This window comes from Amycolatopsis sp. NPDC088138, assembly GCF_044741685.1.
In the GTDB taxonomy this organism is placed as follows: Bacteria; Actinomycetota; Actinomycetes; order Mycobacteriales; family Pseudonocardiaceae; genus Amycolatopsis.
Map to the genome: position 1 here is coordinate 592,012 of NZ_JBIUTB010000006.1, position 15,789 is coordinate 607,800.

Annotated in this window: 14 protein-coding genes; 10 read left to right on the forward strand and 4 right to left on the reverse strand. The window is 71.9% G+C overall.

The window, feature by feature from the left end:
* Positions 1 to 24 precede the first annotated feature (24 nt).
* The gene (locus ACIOD2_RS34710; protein WP_400547858.1) at positions 25 to 1,239 is read left to right on the forward strand and encodes a winged helix-turn-helix domain-containing protein; all 1,215 of its coding nucleotides are present in this window, start codon (positions 25 to 27) and stop codon (positions 1,237 to 1,239) included.
* Between the two features lie 355 nt (positions 1,240 to 1,594).
* On the opposite strand, the gene ACIOD2_RS34715 is transcribed toward ACIOD2_RS34710, so the two are convergent.
* The 3 genes from ACIOD2_RS34715 to ACIOD2_RS34725 all read right to left on the reverse strand — a co-directional run bounded on the left by ACIOD2_RS34715 (position 1,595) and on the right by ACIOD2_RS34725 (position 4,259).
* Complete coding sequence (locus ACIOD2_RS34715) at positions 1,595 to 2,680, reverse strand: ADP-ribosylglycohydrolase family protein (RefSeq protein ID WP_400547861.1); 1,086 nt, start codon at positions 2,678 to 2,680, stop codon at positions 1,595 to 1,597.
* 82 nt (positions 2,681 to 2,762) lie between these two features.
* Entirely contained in the window at positions 2,763 to 3,728 is a 966-nt protein-coding gene (locus tag ACIOD2_RS34720) for a DUF4097 family beta strand repeat-containing protein (RefSeq protein ID WP_400547864.1), read from the reverse strand.
* 12 nt (positions 3,729 to 3,740) lie between these two features.
* Complete coding sequence (locus tag ACIOD2_RS34725; protein ID WP_400547867.1) at positions 3,741 to 4,259, reverse strand: toxin-antitoxin system HicB family antitoxin; 519 nt, start codon at positions 4,257 to 4,259, stop codon at positions 3,741 to 3,743.
* Between the two features lie 132 nt (positions 4,260 to 4,391).
* On the opposite strand from ACIOD2_RS34725, the gene thyX reads away from it, so the two are divergent.
* The 9 genes from thyX (at position 4,392) to ACIOD2_RS34770 (ending at position 14,793) form a co-directional block, all read left to right on the forward strand.
* Positions 4,392 to 5,144, forward strand: a complete 753-nt coding sequence (gene thyX / locus ACIOD2_RS34730; protein WP_323331449.1) for an FAD-dependent thymidylate synthase — start codon at positions 4,392 to 4,394, stop codon at positions 5,142 to 5,144.
* Complete coding sequence (locus ACIOD2_RS34735; protein WP_323331448.1) at positions 5,144 to 5,542, forward strand: ACT domain-containing protein; 399 nt, start codon at positions 5,144 to 5,146, stop codon at positions 5,540 to 5,542. The genes thyX and ACIOD2_RS34735 overlap by 1 nt, the downstream gene beginning before the upstream one ends.
* Positions 5,543 to 5,714: 172 nt before the next feature.
* Complete coding sequence (locus ACIOD2_RS34740; RefSeq protein WP_400547872.1) at positions 5,715 to 6,956, forward strand: Nramp family divalent metal transporter; 1,242 nt, start codon at positions 5,715 to 5,717, stop codon at positions 6,954 to 6,956.
* Positions 6,957 to 6,981: 25 nt separating this feature from the next.
* On the forward strand, positions 6,982 to 7,422 hold the full coding sequence (locus ACIOD2_RS34745; RefSeq protein ID WP_400547875.1) for a hypothetical protein: 441 nt from the start codon (positions 6,982 to 6,984) through the stop codon (positions 7,420 to 7,422).
* 77 nt (positions 7,423 to 7,499) lie between these two features.
* Complete coding sequence (locus tag ACIOD2_RS34750) at positions 7,500 to 8,981, forward strand: serine/threonine-protein kinase (RefSeq protein ID WP_400547878.1); 1,482 nt, start codon at positions 7,500 to 7,502, stop codon at positions 8,979 to 8,981.
* A 101-nt stretch (positions 8,982 to 9,082) separates the two neighbouring features.
* On the forward strand, positions 9,083 to 10,096 hold the full coding sequence (gene dapA / locus ACIOD2_RS34755; RefSeq protein ID WP_400547881.1) for a 4-hydroxy-tetrahydrodipicolinate synthase: 1,014 nt from the start codon (positions 9,083 to 9,085) through the stop codon (positions 10,094 to 10,096).
* Positions 10,093 to 11,790, forward strand: coding sequence for a ribonuclease J (locus ACIOD2_RS34760; RefSeq protein WP_400547884.1), 1,698 nt, complete (start codon positions 10,093 to 10,095; stop codon positions 11,788 to 11,790). The genes dapA and ACIOD2_RS34760 overlap by 4 nt, the downstream gene beginning before the upstream one ends.
* Before the next feature lie 360 nt (positions 11,791 to 12,150).
* The gene (locus ACIOD2_RS34765; RefSeq protein WP_400547887.1) at positions 12,151 to 13,803 is read left to right on the forward strand and encodes a VWA domain-containing protein; all 1,653 of its coding nucleotides are present in this window, start codon (positions 12,151 to 12,153) and stop codon (positions 13,801 to 13,803) included.
* Between the two features lie 108 nt (positions 13,804 to 13,911).
* On the forward strand, positions 13,912 to 14,793 hold the full coding sequence (locus ACIOD2_RS34770) for a TIR domain-containing protein (RefSeq protein ID WP_400547890.1): 882 nt from the start codon (positions 13,912 to 13,914) through the stop codon (positions 14,791 to 14,793).
* 16 nt (positions 14,794 to 14,809) lie between these two features.
* On the opposite strand, the gene ACIOD2_RS34775 is transcribed toward ACIOD2_RS34770, so the two are convergent.
* Positions 14,810 to 15,757 (reverse strand): EamA family transporter, encoded by a 948-nt coding sequence (locus ACIOD2_RS34775; protein WP_400547893.1) that lies wholly within the window; start codon positions 15,755 to 15,757, stop codon positions 14,810 to 14,812.
* Positions 15,758 to 15,789 lie beyond the last annotated feature (32 nt).

Below are 15,789 nucleotides of genomic sequence, written 5' to 3' on the forward strand. Positions count from 1 at the left end.
GTGCCTGGCACCATGTGGTTCATCATGCAGACGATCAGTGTCGCGACGGCCCGGAAGACCTTCCTGGCCGCGCAGGGCTTCGCCGACCCGCGTCCCTCCGGTGTGCCGTCGCGGCGGCACCTGAAACGCGTGCTTTCGCGCGTCCAGCTGCTGCAGCTGGACTCGGTGAACGTCGCGGTCCGGGCGCACTACATGCCGGTGTTCTCGCGCCTGGGCTCCTATGACCCCGCGTTGCTGGACAGCGCGGCGTGGTCGCACTCGGCGAAGCAGCCGCGCCTGCTGGTGGAGACGTGGGCGCACGAGGCGAGCCTGCTGCCGGTCGAGGACTGGCCGCTGATCCGCTCGGGCGCGAAGCGTGACGGCTGGTGGAAGAACTACGGGCCGCTGATCGAGAAGTCGCCGGGGCTGGTCGACGAGATCCTGTCGGTGGTCAAGGAGCTGGGCCCGATCGGCGCGGGCGGCATCGAGCGTCAGGTGGAAGCGGACGCGCAGCGGCGCGGCCCGGGGTCGTGGTGGGAGCGCTCGGAGGTCAAGCGCGTCTGCGAGTACCTGTTCGGCGTCGGCCAGCTGACCACGGGCACGCGCCGGTCGTTCGAGCGGCTCTACGACCTGACGGAACGGGTGGTCCCCCCGGAAATCCTGTCGGTTTCGGTGTCGGCCGAAGAAGGGGCGCGCGGCCTGATCGAGCGTTCGGCGCGGGCGCTGGGCGTCGCGACCGAGACGGACCTGCGCGACTACTACCGCCTCGGCCCGGCCCCGGCCCACCAGGCGGTGGCGGAGCTGGTCGAGTCGGGCGTGCTGGAGCCGGTGGCGGTCCGCGGCTGGAAGGCCCAGGCGTACCGGCACTTCGAGGCGCGCACGCCCCGAGCGGTCACCGGCCGGGCGCTGCTGTGCCCGTTCGACCCGCTGATCTGGGAGCGGGCCCGGACCGAGCGGCTGTTCGGGTTCCACTACCGCATCGAGATCTACGTCCCCGAGCCGAAGCGGGTGTACGGGTACTACGTGTTCCCGTTCCTGCTGGACGGTGAGCTGGCGGCCCGGGTCGACCTGAAGTCCGACCGCGCGGCGGGAGTGCTGCGCGTCCAGGGCGCCTTCGCGGAGGAGGGCGCGGACGTGCCGCGGGTGCTCCCGGAGCTGGCGGCGGAGCTGACGCACATGGCGGAGTGGCTGGGCCTGTCGGGCGTGGCGGTCGGCGCCCGCGGCGATCTGGCCCCGGCACTGACAAAACTGGTCCGCTGACGACGGCGGTGAGGTCCGGACTCGCCTGGGTTACGGGAACCGGGTGGCCGGCCACACGAGCCGACCTCCCAGGTACGCGAACCGCCTGTCCAGGTGCGCGAACCGACTGTCCAGGTGCGCGAGCCGGCCATCGAGGTGCGCGAACCCCACCGTCCGCGCGCACGCGAACCTGCTCCGACCGGCGCCGAATGACCTGCGAGCCCGCCGCGCGGCGTCGATGCTCGTCGTGGGGGACCCGGCGGTCACGAGTCGATTCGCGCTCAGCCGTACCGAGCTGGTGGCAGTCGAGCCGCGCGGACTGCCGGGTGCGCCGGACCTGGCGAGCCTGCCTCGAGTGGTCCGCCGGGTTCCTCGCCTAATACCCGCGCGTCTGAGCCGACTCGGTCGCGAAGTCGTCGGCCAGCCGGGCGATCGTCGCGCGACCCTCCACAAGGGACAGCCAGTCCCCGGGCAGCACGTCTTCGCCGTGCCACGCGCCGAGGAGGTTCCCGCAGATCGAGCCGGTCGAGTCGCTGTCGCCGGAGTGCGTGACGGCCAGCCGCAGCCGGGCGCGGAACGCCGTCTCCGGGTACGCGTCCGGCACGCTCACAGGCGCCAGCGCCGCGTAGACGCCGATCGCCAGCGCCTCCTCGGCGACCCAGCCACCGCCGAGGGACTCCACCTTCTCGGGCGACGGATCGCCTGAGGAGGCCAGTTCCAGGGCCTGGCGCAGCGCGGCCAGTGTCTCCTCGTGCGACGAGTACCGCGCGAGCAGCCGCATCGACCGCAGCACCGCCGCCTCCAGCGACTCGCCTTCGAGCAGGTACGCGATCATCGCCGCGAACGTGCCCGCCGCGTGGTAGCCGGTCGGGTGGCCGTGGGTGATCTGCGCGCAGTTGGCCGCGACGACGTAGGCGTGGTGAGCGCCGCCGGCGAACCCGAACGGCGCCGAGCGCATCACCGTGCCGCAGCCCTTGGAGTCCGGGTTCACCGGGCCCGGCCGGCCGCTCGGCTCGGCGAACGTGTCGGGCGTGTAGTCCGCGCGCAGGCCCGAAAGGCACGCCGAACCCGGCGCCCGCCGCGCGTAGAGCCACGGCTCCAGCCGCAGCTGCCCGGTCCGGTGCCGCAAGTCCTCCGCGGGCGGCGGCGCCGGGTTCTCCTGCGTGTCCAGCCAGCGCAGGTACGCGTCGTGCACCAGCGGCGCCATCGCGCCGCCGATGCCCTTCGCCTGCGCGCGGACCCACCCGCGGTGGAAGCCCTCCAGGCTGAACAGCGTCATCTGCGTGTCGTCGGTGATCTCCGCGACGCCTTCGGCGTCCGGCACCAGGCCGACCGGCTGCCGGATGGCGGTGAGCGCCTGGAACTCCACCGGGTTGCCCAGCGCGTCCCCGATCTCCCCGCCGAGCAGGCAGCCGCGCAGCCGGGTCCGGTACACCGCGCGGCCGGTCTCCACCGTCGTCATGGCGTCATCCTGGCACCCGCCGGGCAGGGGAACGGGCCGTTCCCGGTAACCCCCACCGGAAACGGCCCGTCACCCCCTTCATTCAGCCGGCCGCGCGCGTCACCACGGCGTTGCCGGAGCCCGTGCGGGCGCGGACCTTGAGCTTCACGCCGCCTTCGGGGGCGGTGTCGGCGACGTCCAGCTCGCTGGACACGCGGCCGCCGCTGGAGGTCAGGTCGACCTCGGCGGACGTGCCGCCGCGGATGCCGATGCGGACCTCGCCCGAGCCGGTGATCAGGTCGAGTGAGCCGGAGCCGGCGTCGGCCACCGAAAGGTCGCCACTGCCGGTGCGGGCCATCACGTCGCCGGACACCGCGCCCAGCCAGACGTCGCCGGTGCCGGTCGCCAGGGTCGCCGACCCGGCCAGCGACGTCGCCTCGACGTTGCCGCTGCCGCTGCGCAGCTGCAGGCCGCCGAGGGTCGGGCCGAGCTTGATGGTGCCGCTGCCGGTGCGCACGGTCGCCGCGCCGTCGGCCCGGTCGAGCTTCACCTCGCCGGAGCCGGTCAGCACGTCCACCCGCCCGGCCGAGCCGGAGACGGTGACGTCCGCCGCGCCCGCCCGCACCTCGACGTGCGAACCCGCCGGCGCGTGCACGATCACCGACAGCGCGACGTTGCGCAGCTGCCACGCCTTCGGCGCCTGGACGACGAGGCGGTTGCCGAGCTTCTCGATCCGGCTCTGCTTCACCGCCTCGGCGGGTGAGGCCGTCGGGTCGACGCCCAGCTGGTCGCCGAAGCGCTCGCCGACCCAGGACAGCAGGTTGTTGACGCCCTCGACCCACGGCTGCTGCTCGCCCCGGTCGTGCCGCACCTCGACGCGGGCGCCGGAATCACCGGTCAGCACCAGTTCCACGCGCCCGATCGTGACGGCGACGTCCAGCTCGAGCGGCCCGCCGGCCTCGAACTCCTCGACGCGCGCCGGCTTGTCGGCCGTGGTTTCCCCGGCCGGAGCCGCGGCCGGCTCTTCGGCGGGGATGTCTTCGTTCGGTGTCGTCTGCTCTTCGCTCATGGTCGTTTCCCCTCAGCCCTCGACCCAGCCGTGCAGGCGGGAGCCGCTCTGGTTGCTCTTGGAGTGGTGCTGCTTGTGGCCGCCGCCGCCCAGCGCGCCGTGGCCCAGCGCCCCCTGCACCGCTTGGGAGACGAAGGTGTTCAGCGAGACGCCCTGCGCCTGCGCCGCGCGCTCGGCCTGCCCCTTGATCTGCTCGACCAGCCGCAGGGTGATGCGCGTGATGTCACCGCCGTCGATCGGTGGTGGTGGCGTGGTGTCACGTGGTGTCGCGCTCGGCGGCGGCTCCTCGGCCGCGCCGGTCACGACCACGCGGACGTCCCGGCCGTCGAGCCGGACGTCGACGACCTGTCCGGGTAGGTTGGCGGTGACCTCGGCGGCGAGGTCCGCGAGGGCGTTCATCAACGTCAAGCGAACCGAGGGTTCGAGCGCGCTCGAGAGCAGGGCGGCCGCACGCCGGGTGTGCTCATCCCCGGCGGAGGCCGTGTTCGCGAGGTCCTCGCGGAGGTTGGCGATGTACGGCGTCAGGTCCATGACACCACTATGACGTCATTGGTGACGTCGGTCAAGGAGGCCGTGGTGTCACGTGTCCCCCGGGAGTGGCCGCCCGCGCGCGGTTAGGCTGCGCTGGGAGTCGTGGAGCCGGGCCGGAGAAGGAGTGCGGACGTGGCCGAAACCGTGTCACCGAGAGTGCAGCTGATCGCGAAGACGGAGTTCTTCCCGCCCGAGGACGTGCCGTGGTCCACCGACGCGGACGGCGGCCAGGCCCTCGCCGAATTCGCCGGGCGCGCCTGCTACCAGTCCTGGAAGAAGCCGAACCCGGCCACCGCGACCAACGCCGGCTACCTCGAGCACATCATCGACGTCGGCCACCTTTCGGTGCTGGAGCACGGAACCGTCACCTTCTACATCACCGGCATCTCCCGGTCGCTGACCCACGAGCTGATCCGCCACCGCCACTTCTCCTACTCCCAGCTCTCCCAGCGGTACGTGCCCGAGCGCGACGCCGAGTTCGTCGAGCCCGAGGTCATCGCGAACGACCCGGTGCTGCACGAGAAGTTCCTCGCCGCGGCCCAGGCGAGCGTCGACGCCTACACCGAGCTGCTCGCCGGGCTCGAGGAGAAGTTCGCCGACGTGCCGAGCGCGACGCTGCGCCGCAAGCAGGCCCGCCAGGCCGCCCGCGCCGTGCTGCCGAACGCCACCGAGACCCGCGTCGTCGTCACCGGGAACTACCGCGCGTGGCGCCACTTCGTCGCGATGCGCGCCACCGAGCACGCCGACGTCGAGATCCGCGAGCTGGCCGTGGACTGCCTGCGGGAGCTGCAGAAGGCCGCGGCGAACGTGTTCGCCGACTTCACCATCTCGACGCTGCCGGACGGCACCGAGATCGCCACGAGCCCGAAGGTTTTCGAAGGCTGATGAAACGCCTCGCTATCGACGTCCGGCCCGGCGAGTACGCCGTCGTCCGGCTGCCCGCGGACGCCCCGGTGCCGGCGGAGCTGCTCGCTCCCGGCGAACCGGCGTTCGTCTCGGTGACCCGCACCCCCGAAGAGCTGTCGGTGATCTGCCCGGCCGGGCGCGAACCCGGCGGCGGGACGGCGTCGGAGGACGGCTGGCGGCTGCTGTCGGTCCGCGGCCCGCTCGAGTTCACCCTCACCGGCATCATCGCCGCGCTGGCCTCCGAGCTGGCCGCGGCCGGGGTCGCGCTGTTCTCGATGTCCACGTTCGACACCGACCACATCCTGGTCCGCGCGACCGAGCTCGACCACGCCGTCAAGGCGCTGCGCGAGTCCGGCCACGAGGTCGCGCACCCCTGATCCGACGTGCCGTGAAGGCCACCTTGAGGGACTCAGAGTCCCTCAAGGTGGCCTTCACGGCTTTCCGGGGTACACGCGCCGGGAGTGGGTGGGAGTGGTCACCCTTGTCAGGGAAAGTTCGGCGTGCCTAAACTTCGGTTTAGGGTTACCGACATCAGGCGGAAGGGCAGACATGGCTGTGACCGAGGCCGCCCGGCCGAAACTGGTGTCGCGGCTGCGCACGGGCTCGGCGCTGCTCGGCCCGGCGTTCGTCGCGGCCATCGCCTACGTCGACCCCGGGAACGTCGCGGCCAACATCAGCGCCGGTGCCCGCTACGGCTACCTGCTGGTCTGGGTGATCGTGGTGGCGAACCTGATGGCCGTGCTCGTCCAGTACCTGTCGGCGAAGCTCGGCCTGGTCACCGGCACGTCACTGCCGGAGGCCCTGCGCGCCCGGCTGTCCCCGGCCGCGCGGCTGGCCTACTGGCTGCAGGCCGAGGTCGTCGCCATCGCCACCGACCTGGCCGAGGTCGTCGGCGGCGCCATCGCGCTGAACCTGCTGTTCGACCTGCCGCTCGTCGTCGGCGGCCTGATCACCGGCGCGGTTTCGCTGACGCTGCTGGCGGTCCAGGACCGCGGCGGCCAGCGCACGTTCGAGCGGGTCGTCACCGGGCTGCTGCTCGTCATCGCGATCGGGTTCCTGGCCAGCCTGTTCGTCGAACCGCCGTCGGCCTCGGGCACGCTCGGCGGGCTGGTGCCGAAGTTCGACGGCTCCGGCAGCATCCTGATCGCCGCCGCGATGCTCGGCGCGACCGTCATGCCGCACGCCGTCTACCTGCACTCCGGCCTGGTCCGCGACCGTCACGGCCGGGCGGACGCCGGCAGCCGCCGCCGTCTCCTGCGCGCCACCCGCGCCGACGTCGGCCTGGCGATGCTCCTGGCCGGCGCGGTCAACCTCGGCATGCTGCTGCTCGCGGCGACGAACCTGCAGGGCCAGACGGGTGTCGACAGCATCGAGGGCGCGCACGGCGCCGTCGCGCAGGCCCTCGGCCCCGGCATCGCGCTGATGTTCGCGATCGGCCTGCTCGCCTCCGGCCTGGCGTCGACGTCGGTCGGCGCGTACGCGGGCGCGATGATCATGCAAGGCTTGCTGCACAAGAGGATTCCGCTGGTCCTGCGCCGCCTGGTGACCCTCACCCCGGCTATCGTGGTACTCGCGCTCGGTGCCGACCCGAGCACGGCGCTGGTCGTTTCGCAGGTGGTGCTGTCGTTCGGGATCCCGTTCGCACTGGTACCGCTGATCCGGCTGACGGCCGACCGTGATCTGATGGGCATCGACGCCAACCGCCGTTCGACGACCATCGCGGCGTCACTGATCGCGGTGGTGATCATCGCGCTCAACCTGGTGCTGATCTACCTCACCATCACCGGCTGAGCCCTCGAGCAGGGAGGCCGCTGCCATGGCCGGGATCTTCGCCCTCAACGCCGAATGCGGGGGACGGGAGACCCACGCACGGGACCTCGCCCGCCATTTCGACGGCTGGACGTCACGCGTGTTCTCCCACGGCACCGGCTGGTGGTGCGGTGTCACGCCGGAGGGCCTCAGCGAAACGGGCATCGGGTCCGGCGCGGACGCCGCGGCCACGACCGCGGCGGTGCGCCGGCTCTACTGGCTGCTGCGGACCGCGCCGCCGGTCTACCGCTACGCCCTCGCCGGCGGCGGCACCGAAGAACTCCGTAAGTACGACACGCTCATGGCCGAAGACCTGACGCTCGTGCCCGGCCTCGTGGTCAGCGAGGACATCTGGTCCGCGGCCGGGCGCCGGCTCGAGTTCAGCGACTTCGCCCCGGGCTACCGGTGGATCCCCTACCACGGGGAGCGGTACACCCCGGCTCGGTGAGTCACGATTTCGCGGAACCCAGGGCGCTCCGCGACGGTCCGACTAGCATCTGCGCGACCGCCGCCTGAAGGAGCACCGTGACCGACGAACAGACCCGGCCCTATCCACCCCGGGCCCCCGCGACGCCTGGTCAGCGGGTGGTCGCGGGCCGTTACGCGCTGCTCGGTGAGCTCGGGCGCGGCGGCATGGGCGTCGTGTGGCGGGCGCACGACCAGGTCATCGGACGGCAGGTCGCGGTCAAGGAACTGCGGCTGCCCGACGCCGAGTCCGCCGCCGTGTTCTCCGAGCGCGCGCTGCGCGAGGTGCGCACCGGCGGGCGGCTCAACGACCCGGCCGTCGTCACCGTGTACGACGTCGTCACCGACGGCGGCACCACGTTCATCGTCATGGAGCTCGTCGAGGCGCCGTCGCTGGCCGAGCTGGTGCGCCAGCGCGGCCCGATGCACGCCGCGCAGGCCGCGCAGCTGGGGGAGCGGGTGCTGGCCGCACTGCAGGCCGCGCACGCCGCCGGGATCGTGCACCGCGACGTCAAGCCGGCGAACATCCTGGTCGCGCCGGACGGCCGGGTTAAGCTGACGGACTTCGGCATCGCCCACGCCATCGACGACCCGCGCCTGACGACCAGCGGCATGATCGTCGGCTCGCCCGCCTTCATGGCGCCGGAGCGCGTCGAAGGCCGCGAGGCCATGCCCGAGTCCGACCTGTGGTCCCTGGGCGCGACGCTGTTCTACGCGGTCGAAGGCACCATGCCGTTCGAGCGGGCGACGACGGCGGCGACGCTGCACGCGATCATGACCGAGATCCCGTACCTCACCCGCGGCCACGGCCCGATCGCCGCGGTGATCCTCGGCCTGCTGGTGGCCAAGCCGGAGGCCCGGCTGACCGCGGCCCAGGCCCAGAACCTGCTGGCCACGGCCCAGGGCATGCGGCCGACCCCGCCGGGCGGCACGGCGCTGACCCCGCCGCTCACGCGCGTCACGCCCCAGCCGCCGAAGAAGAACCTGCGCGCACTGTGGCTCTCGCTCGCCGCGGTGCTCGTCGTGGGCGCCCTGATCGGCGGGTTCTTCGCGGGCAAGGCGTTCGAGAAGCCCGCGGTGGACGCGCAGAAGCTGCCGACGATGACCTTCGGCGTCGGCGGCCAGCTGAAGGCGGACATCACCGACTACGACCGCTGTTACAACGCCACCGTCCAGGAAGGCGCCATCATCGGCGACAACAAGGGCGACTGCGACAAGACCCACACGCTCGAGGTCTACGAGATCTCCGACGTGCTCTCGGTCCAGAGCTGGACCACCGACGACGTCGCCGTGGCCGCCTACCCGGGGCTGGGCGCCGTCACCGCGGTCGCCGAAGCCCGCTGCGCGGCCGTGTTCCGCTCGTCGGTCGTCCCGGAGGCCAAGCGCGAGGGCCTGACCTACCGCGCGCTCGTGCCGACGCAGGCCGAGTGGCAGAGCGTGCCCCAGGAGAGCGGCGAATACCCGACCCGCTGGTTCTACTGCGTGCTCGCCAAGGCCGACGGCGGCCCGATCACCGCGCCGATCGTGACCAAGGTCAAGTAGAAGTTCCGGCACGAGCGGCGTCCTCGCGGAAATCCTCCGCACTTCGCGTACCCGACCAGGTCGGCGCGGTTTTCGTCGGTGGGACGGGGTACCGTCTGGGCATGTCCAACCCACCTGCCGCAGCGCCCGGACGGCCGTTCGGGCGCGTGCTCACCGCGATGGCCACCCCCTTCGACGCCGATGGCGCCTTGGACCTGAAGCGGGCGCAGGAGCTGGCCGAGCACCTCGTGGACCTGGGGAACGACGGCCTGGTCGTCAACGGCACCACGGGCGAGAGCCCGACCACGACCGACACGGAGAAGCAGGAGCTGATCCGCGCCGTCGTCGAGGCCGTCGGCGACCGCGCGACCGTCGTGGCCGGCGCGGGCACCAACAACACGGCGCACAGCATCGAGCAGGCGAAGCAGGCCGAAGCGGCCGGCGCGCACGGCCTGCTGGTCGTCACCCCGTACTACTCGCGCCCCAGCCAGGCCGGGCTGTACGCGCACTTCACCACCGTCGCCGACAGCACCGGCCTGCCGGTGCTGCTCTACGACATCCCGCCGCGCTCGATCGTCCCGATCGAGGTCGACACGCTGCTGCGGCTGGCCGAGCACCCGCGGATCGTCGCGGTCAAGGACGCCAAGGGCGACCTCATCGCCGGTTCCGAGGTCATCGCCAACACCCACCTCGCCTACTACTCCGGTGACGACGGCCTGAACCTGCCCTGGCTGTCGGTCGGCGGCGTCGGCGTGGTGAGTGTGATCGGTCACGTCGTCGCGGGCCGGATCCGCGCGATGATCGACGCCTACGAGAACGGTGACACCTCCACCGCGCGCACCAACCACCGCGGCATGCTGCCGGTGCTGCGGGCGATGTCGCGGGTCGGCGGGGTCGCGTTCAGCAAGGCGGCCCTGCGGCTGCGCGGCTTCGACATCGGCGGCCCGCGCCTCCCGATCGTGGCCCCGACCACCGAGCAGACGGCCCTGATCGCCGCCGATCTGGCCCAGGGCGGCGTGCCGCTGGGCGACACGGCGGCCCAGGACTGGCATGGTGAGCGGGTGGCACATGCAGACTCGAGGGCCGCCTACGTGGCGCCGACCTCGCACACCAGCGTTGGGACCCTGCCTCGGTGAGCTCACTTCCCCCAGGTCCAGGCCCCACCAACGCCCCTCCCGCGCTTCCCGACGGAGCCCTGCGCGTGGTCGCGCTCGGCGGCATCGGCGAGGTCGGGCGCAACATGACCGTCTTCGAGTTCGCCGGCCGGCTGCTCATCGTCGACTGCGGGGTGCTCTTCCCCGAGGACGACCAGCCCGGCGTCGACCTGATCCTGCCCGACTTCCGCGCGATCGAGGACCGGCTCGAGGACATCGAAGGGCTGGTGCTCACCCACGGGCACGAGGACCACATCGGTGCCGTCCCGTTCCTCCTGCGGCTGCGGCCGGACCTGCCGATCTACGGCTCGAGGTTCACCAACGCGCTGCTCGCGGCCAAGGCCAAGGAGCACCGGCAGCGGCCGAAGCTGATCGAGGTCCGCGAGGGGGAGCGCCGCGACGTCGGCGTGTTCAACCTCGAGTTCTTCGCGGTGAACCACTCGATCCCGGACGCGCTGGCCGTGGCCATCCGCACCCCGGCGGGTGTGGTCCTGCACACCGGCGACATCAAGCTCGACCAGTTGCCGCTCGACGGCCGCCTCACCGACCTGGCCGGGTTCTCCCGGCTCGGCGACGAGGGTGTCGACCTCTTCTGCGTCGACTCGACCAACGCCGAGGTCCCCGGGTTCGTGATGCCCGAGCGCGACATCGGCCCGGTGCTCGACGACGTCATCCGCCGCGTGGACCAGCGCGTGATCGTGGCCTGCTTCGCCAGCCACGTGCACCGCGTCCAGCAGGTGCTCGACGCCGCGCACCGGCACGGCCGCCGGATCGCGTTCGTCGGCCGGTCGATGGTCCGCAACATGGGCATCGCCGCCGAGCTGGGCCTGCTCAACGTGCCGGACGGGCTGCTGGTCGACCTCGACCAGGCGAGCTCCCTGCCGGAGAGCAAGGTCCTGTTCGTCTCCACCGGGTCCCAGGGCGAGCCGCTCTCGGCGCTGTCGCGGATGGCGCGCGGCGAGCACCGGCAGATCTCGATCCGCGCGGGCGACACCGTGGTGCTGGCCAGCTCGATGATCCCGGGCAACGAGACCGCGGTGTTCGGCGTGGTCAACGGCCTGACCCGGCTCGGCGCGAACGTCGTGCACCAGGGCAACGCCAAGGTCCACGTGTCCGGCCACGCGTCGGCGGGGGAGCTGCTCTACCTGTACAACGCCGTCCGCCCGAGCAACGTCATGCCGGTCCACGGCGAGTGGAAGCACCTGCGCGCCAACGGCGAGCTGGCGATCCGCACCGGCGTCGCCCCGGACAACGTGGTGATCGCCGAGGACGGCGTGGTCGTCGACCTGGTCGACGGCAAGGCCACCCGCACCGGCCGCGTCGAGGTCGGGCACGTCTACGTCGACGGCCTCTCGGTCGGCGACGTCGGCGAGTCGACCCTGTCCGACCGGCTGGTGCTGGGCGAGGGCGGGTTCATCTCGATCAGCGTCGCGGTGGACTCCAGCACGGGCCGCCCGGTCAGCGCCCCGACGGTGTCCGGCCGCGGTTTCTCCGACGACCCGAAGGCGCTCGACGCCGTCGTGCCGCTGGTGGAGATGGAGCTGGCGCGCACGGAGGCCGAAGGCATCACCGACACCCACCGCATCGCGCAGGCGGTCCGCCGGGTCGTCGGCCGCTGGGTCGCCGACACCTACCGCCGCCGCCCGATGATCGTCCCGACGGTCATCCCGGTCTAGACCTCAACGCCGTGAGGGGCACCTTCAGGGACGTCATGTCCCTGAAGGTGCCCCTCACGGCGTTTCAGCGCCCGGCTTTGGCGAGCAGCAGGGCGACGGCGACCGTGGCGGCCTGCCGGGCCAGGTCCCACCGGGCCCGGCGCTGTTCGGTGCGTGTCGGCTTCATGCGAACCCCCTTCGACGGCACCCAGTGTTCCGCGGGGAGCGGCCCGGGACATCCCGCCAGGGGACGAATCGCCTCCGACCCGGGGATGAGGTTTCCCCGGTTGCAGCGGTACTTACGCCGTCCGGACCACGTGCCGCCGGTGGACCGCGGACTAGCCTTGGAGCACACCCGCCTCGGGAAGAGAGGCCGCGCCGATGGGACGTCATTCGCCGGACGGGCGACGACGCCGGCTGCTCGTGCCCGCCCTGGCGACCGGTCTCGTGGTCGTGCTCGGTGCCGCGGCCTGGGTGACCGTCTCGGTGGTGCGGTCCCGTCCTGCGTGTGAGAACCCGGCGAAGGTCCTGGTCACGGCGTCCCCGGACATCGCGCCCGCGCTGTCGCTGGTCGCGCGCGGTCTCGACATCGGCTGTGGTTCCGTCGAGGTCCAGACCCGTGAGGCGACGCTGGCCGCCGAAGCACTCGCGATGTCCGACGGCACCCCGCGGCCGCAGGTCTGGGTGCCCGACTCCACCCTCGCGCTGCGCCGCGCCCACCAGCTCGGCGCCGCCGACGTCCCCGAGACCGGCGCGTCGGTGGCCAGCTCACCGGTGGTCCTGGCGGTCGCGGAGGCGGCGGCGAAGGGCCTCGGCTGGCCGTCGCGCACCTTGGACTGGGCCGACGTCCTCGCGCCGGACGCGGCGGGGATCGTCACCGGCATGCCCGACCCGGCCCGCGACGCGGTCGGCGCGACGGCCCTGCTCGGGATCCGCGCCTCGGTGCGGCCGGGCCCCGACGCCGCGGCGGCGTTCGTCGCGCAGCTGCGGCGGTTCTCGGTGAACACGCTCGGCGGGGACACCGACCTCATCGCCCGGCTACCGGAGTCGGGCGACGGCACCGGGGCGGGGTCGGTGACGGCGTTCCCGGCGTCGGAGAACTCCTTGCTGCGCCACAACATCGAGGACTCGACGTCGCCGCTGGTCGCTGTTTACTCGACAGCAGTGCCCACTTTGGACTATCCGTTCGCCGAGCTGGGCGGGATCACGCCGCAGCAGCAGTCGATCATCGACAAGCTGCGCGACGCGATGCTCAACGGCTCGGGCGGCGACGCCATCGCGAAGACCGGCCTGCGGGCCGCGGGCGGCCAGGCCCTGCGCGAGCACCCCGGCGACCCGCGGGTGGCGCCCGCGGGCTTCTGGACGGTCGGCATACCGGAGGCAGGCGACGTCGACCAGCTGCTCAGCCAGTGGGCCGGGATCAACCTGAGCGCGCGGGTGCAGGTGCTGCTGGACGTCTCGGGTTCGATGAACGCGCAGGTGCCGGGGACCGGGCTGAACCGGATGCAGCTGACGACCGAGGCCACGGCGAAGGCGTTGCACCTGTTCAAGCCGACGACCCAGCTGCGGATGCTGGAGTTCTCGACCCGCCTGGACGGCGACAAGGACTACCGCGAGATCCTCCCGATGGCCCCGGTCGCGCAACACCTGGCCAGCGGCGCGCTCGACAAGCTGAACCAGCTCAAGGCCACCGCCGACGGCGGGACGGGCCTCTACGACAGCGTGCTGGAGACCTACCGCACGGCGCGTCGCGAATGGGAGCCCGGCCGGCTGAACCTGGTGATCGTCGTGACGGACGGCCGCAACGAGGACCCGAAGGGCATCAGCCGCGCGGACCTGCTGGCGGAGCTGGCGAAACTGCAGGACCCGAGACGCCCGATCCGGCTGATCGGGGTGGGCGTCGGCCCGGACGCGGACAAGGCGGAGCTGGACGACCTGACCAAGGCGACGGGCGGCAGCGCCTTCGTGGCCGCGGACCCGGCGAAGGTCACCGAGGTGTTTTTCGGCGCCTTGAGCCGGATCGCCGGTGGCTGACGAGAGCTTGATGCGCCGTACGACCCGAACAATCGCGGGTGAATGCCGCACCCGGCAGTCCGGCGGGCGCGTTCGCACTCGCGCTCCAGTGTGAAATCATCGCTGCTCATGAGTCTCGAACGACACGTCTTCGTGATCCACGGCCGGGACAAGCGTGCTCGACGGGAGTTCTACACGTTCCTGCGGGCGATCGGGCTGCAGCCGATCGAATGGTCGCGAGCTCTGGCTGAGGTCAAGGACGGTTCGCCGCTGATCAGCGCCGCGCTCGACGAAGCGATCGGTCCGGATCGGGCGATCATCGTGCTCTTGACCCCTGACGACGTTGCCTACCTGAAGCGCGAGCACGCGGATGACGAAGTCGATCCGGACCTGCAGCCGACCGGGCAAGCCCGGCCGAACGTGCTCTTCGAAGCGGGTATGGCTTTCGGCCGGTACCCGGAGCACACCGTGCTGGTCGAGTTCGGGAAGGTACGTTCGTTCACCGACATCGACGGGCGGTTCCGTGTTCGACTCGACGATTCCGCGGAGAAGCGGAACCTGCTCGCCCACCGGCTGAAGGACGTGGGCTGCGAGGTCGACCTGAGTGGATCGGACTGGTTGAAGGCGGGTGACCTCGTCCCTCCCACCACGGAAACAACGCGGACTCGTCAAACAGGGAAGGCCACACCCACGCCTCCGGACGTGGTGGACATCGAGATCAGCAGCAATCCGGGAAAGTGGAACATCGAACTCGGCAACTTCACGGTGGATCCGCACAAGCGGTCGCCGTTGACCGTCCGCGGCGAGATCACCAACCTCGACGACGACGCCGAACTTACGTTGAACCTGAAGGGGACGCTCTACTTCGAGGACAGGCCCGTCGGTTCGGTCACCGGAACCGTGCAGGACCTTTCTGGCGGTGAACGCCGGGCATTCGAACTCACGGAGTGGGACGTTACGCAGAAATTCACCCGCGTCCACGTGCACGTCGACCTCGGCATTCGTTCATAGCCGGCGTGAAGAACCGTCAGGCGGTGAGGATCTGCGAGTGGCGCTGCACGATGTAGGCGCCGCCCAGCAGGATCGCCGAGCCGAGCAGCTGCGGCCACGCGAGCTCCTCGCCGATCAGCAGCCACGCCGCGACGGTCGTGATCACCGGTTCGACCAGTCCGAGCACACTCGCCACCGAGGCGGGCAGGTGCCGCAGCGACGAGATGCCGCAGACGTAGGCGAGCACGGTCGCGACCAGGACCAGCAGGGTCATCAGCAGCCAGATCGGCGGGTGCCAGGCGCCGAACTCGACGTCGGCGTCGAGCAGGTGCACCGGCCACGTCCACGGCGGCGCGACGAAGCAGATCGCGACCGCGCCGAGCACCATGCCCCAGGTGACCAGGCCCAGCGGGTCGATGTCGGCGACGGCGCGTTCGCCGAGCAGGAAGTAGCCGGCCGAGCAGAGGGCCGCGCCGAAGCCGGCGAGCAGCCCGACGCCGTCCAGCGTGACGCCCTGCCAGACCTGGGCGACCAGCGACAGGCCGACCATCGCCAGCGCGATGCCGCCCCACACCGCCCGCGGCAGCCGGTGCCGCCGCACGAACCGCACCCAGAGCGCGATGAGCACCGGCGAGACGAACTCCAGCAGGATCGCGATGCCGACCGGGATCCGGCCCGCGGCGACGAAGTACAGCAGCTGCACGCCGGCCACGCCGAGCATGCCGTACCCGAGCAGCACCGGGACGTGCTCGCGGCGCACCTTCAGCTTCCGCGGCGCGAACAGCGCCACGCCGGCGAGCAGGACGAGCCCGGCCAGCGTGATCCGCGCCGCGGCGACCTGTTCCGGGGTGATCCCGGCGGACATCGCGGACTTGCCCAGCGTGCCCGACGTGCTGAAGAACAGGGCGGCGAGCAGGACGAGCGTGGTCCCGCGGCCGCGCGAGGCGACCCGGGGTGGTGCGACGACGGGCAGTTCGGTGGTCACCGTCGCGACTCTAGGTGCCGCCCGGTCACCAC

Excerpts from the sequence above, each read along its gene's own strand:
- ACIOD2_RS34770 (WP_400547890.1), top strand. The coding sequence starts at position 13,912 with ATGAGTCTCGAACGACACGTCTTCGTGATCCACGGCCGGGACAAGCGT.
- ACIOD2_RS34745 (WP_400547875.1), top strand. The coding sequence starts at position 6,982 with ATGGCCGGGATCTTCGCCCTCAACGCCGAATGCGGGGGACGGGAGACC.
- ACIOD2_RS34720 (WP_400547864.1), bottom strand. The coding sequence starts at position 3,728 with ATGAGCGAAGAGCAGACGACACCGAACGAAGACATCCCCGCCGAAGAG.
- ACIOD2_RS34735 (WP_323331448.1), top strand. The coding sequence starts at position 5,144 with ATGAAACGCCTCGCTATCGACGTCCGGCCCGGCGAGTACGCCGTCGTC.
- ACIOD2_RS34710 (WP_400547858.1), top strand. The coding sequence starts at position 25 with ATGCAGACGATCAGTGTCGCGACGGCCCGGAAGACCTTCCTGGCCGCG.
- ACIOD2_RS34715 (WP_400547861.1), bottom strand. The coding sequence starts at position 2,680 with ATGACGACGGTGGAGACCGGCCGCGCGGTGTACCGGACCCGGCTGCGC.
- ACIOD2_RS34765 (WP_400547887.1), top strand. The coding sequence starts at position 12,151 with ATGGGACGTCATTCGCCGGACGGGCGACGACGCCGGCTGCTCGTGCCC.
- ACIOD2_RS34725 (WP_400547867.1), bottom strand. The coding sequence starts at position 4,259 with ATGGACCTGACGCCGTACATCGCCAACCTCCGCGAGGACCTCGCGAAC.
- ACIOD2_RS34740 (WP_400547872.1), top strand. The coding sequence starts at position 5,715 with ATGGCTGTGACCGAGGCCGCCCGGCCGAAACTGGTGTCGCGGCTGCGC.
- dapA (WP_400547881.1), top strand. The coding sequence starts at position 9,083 with ATGTCCAACCCACCTGCCGCAGCGCCCGGACGGCCGTTCGGGCGCGTG.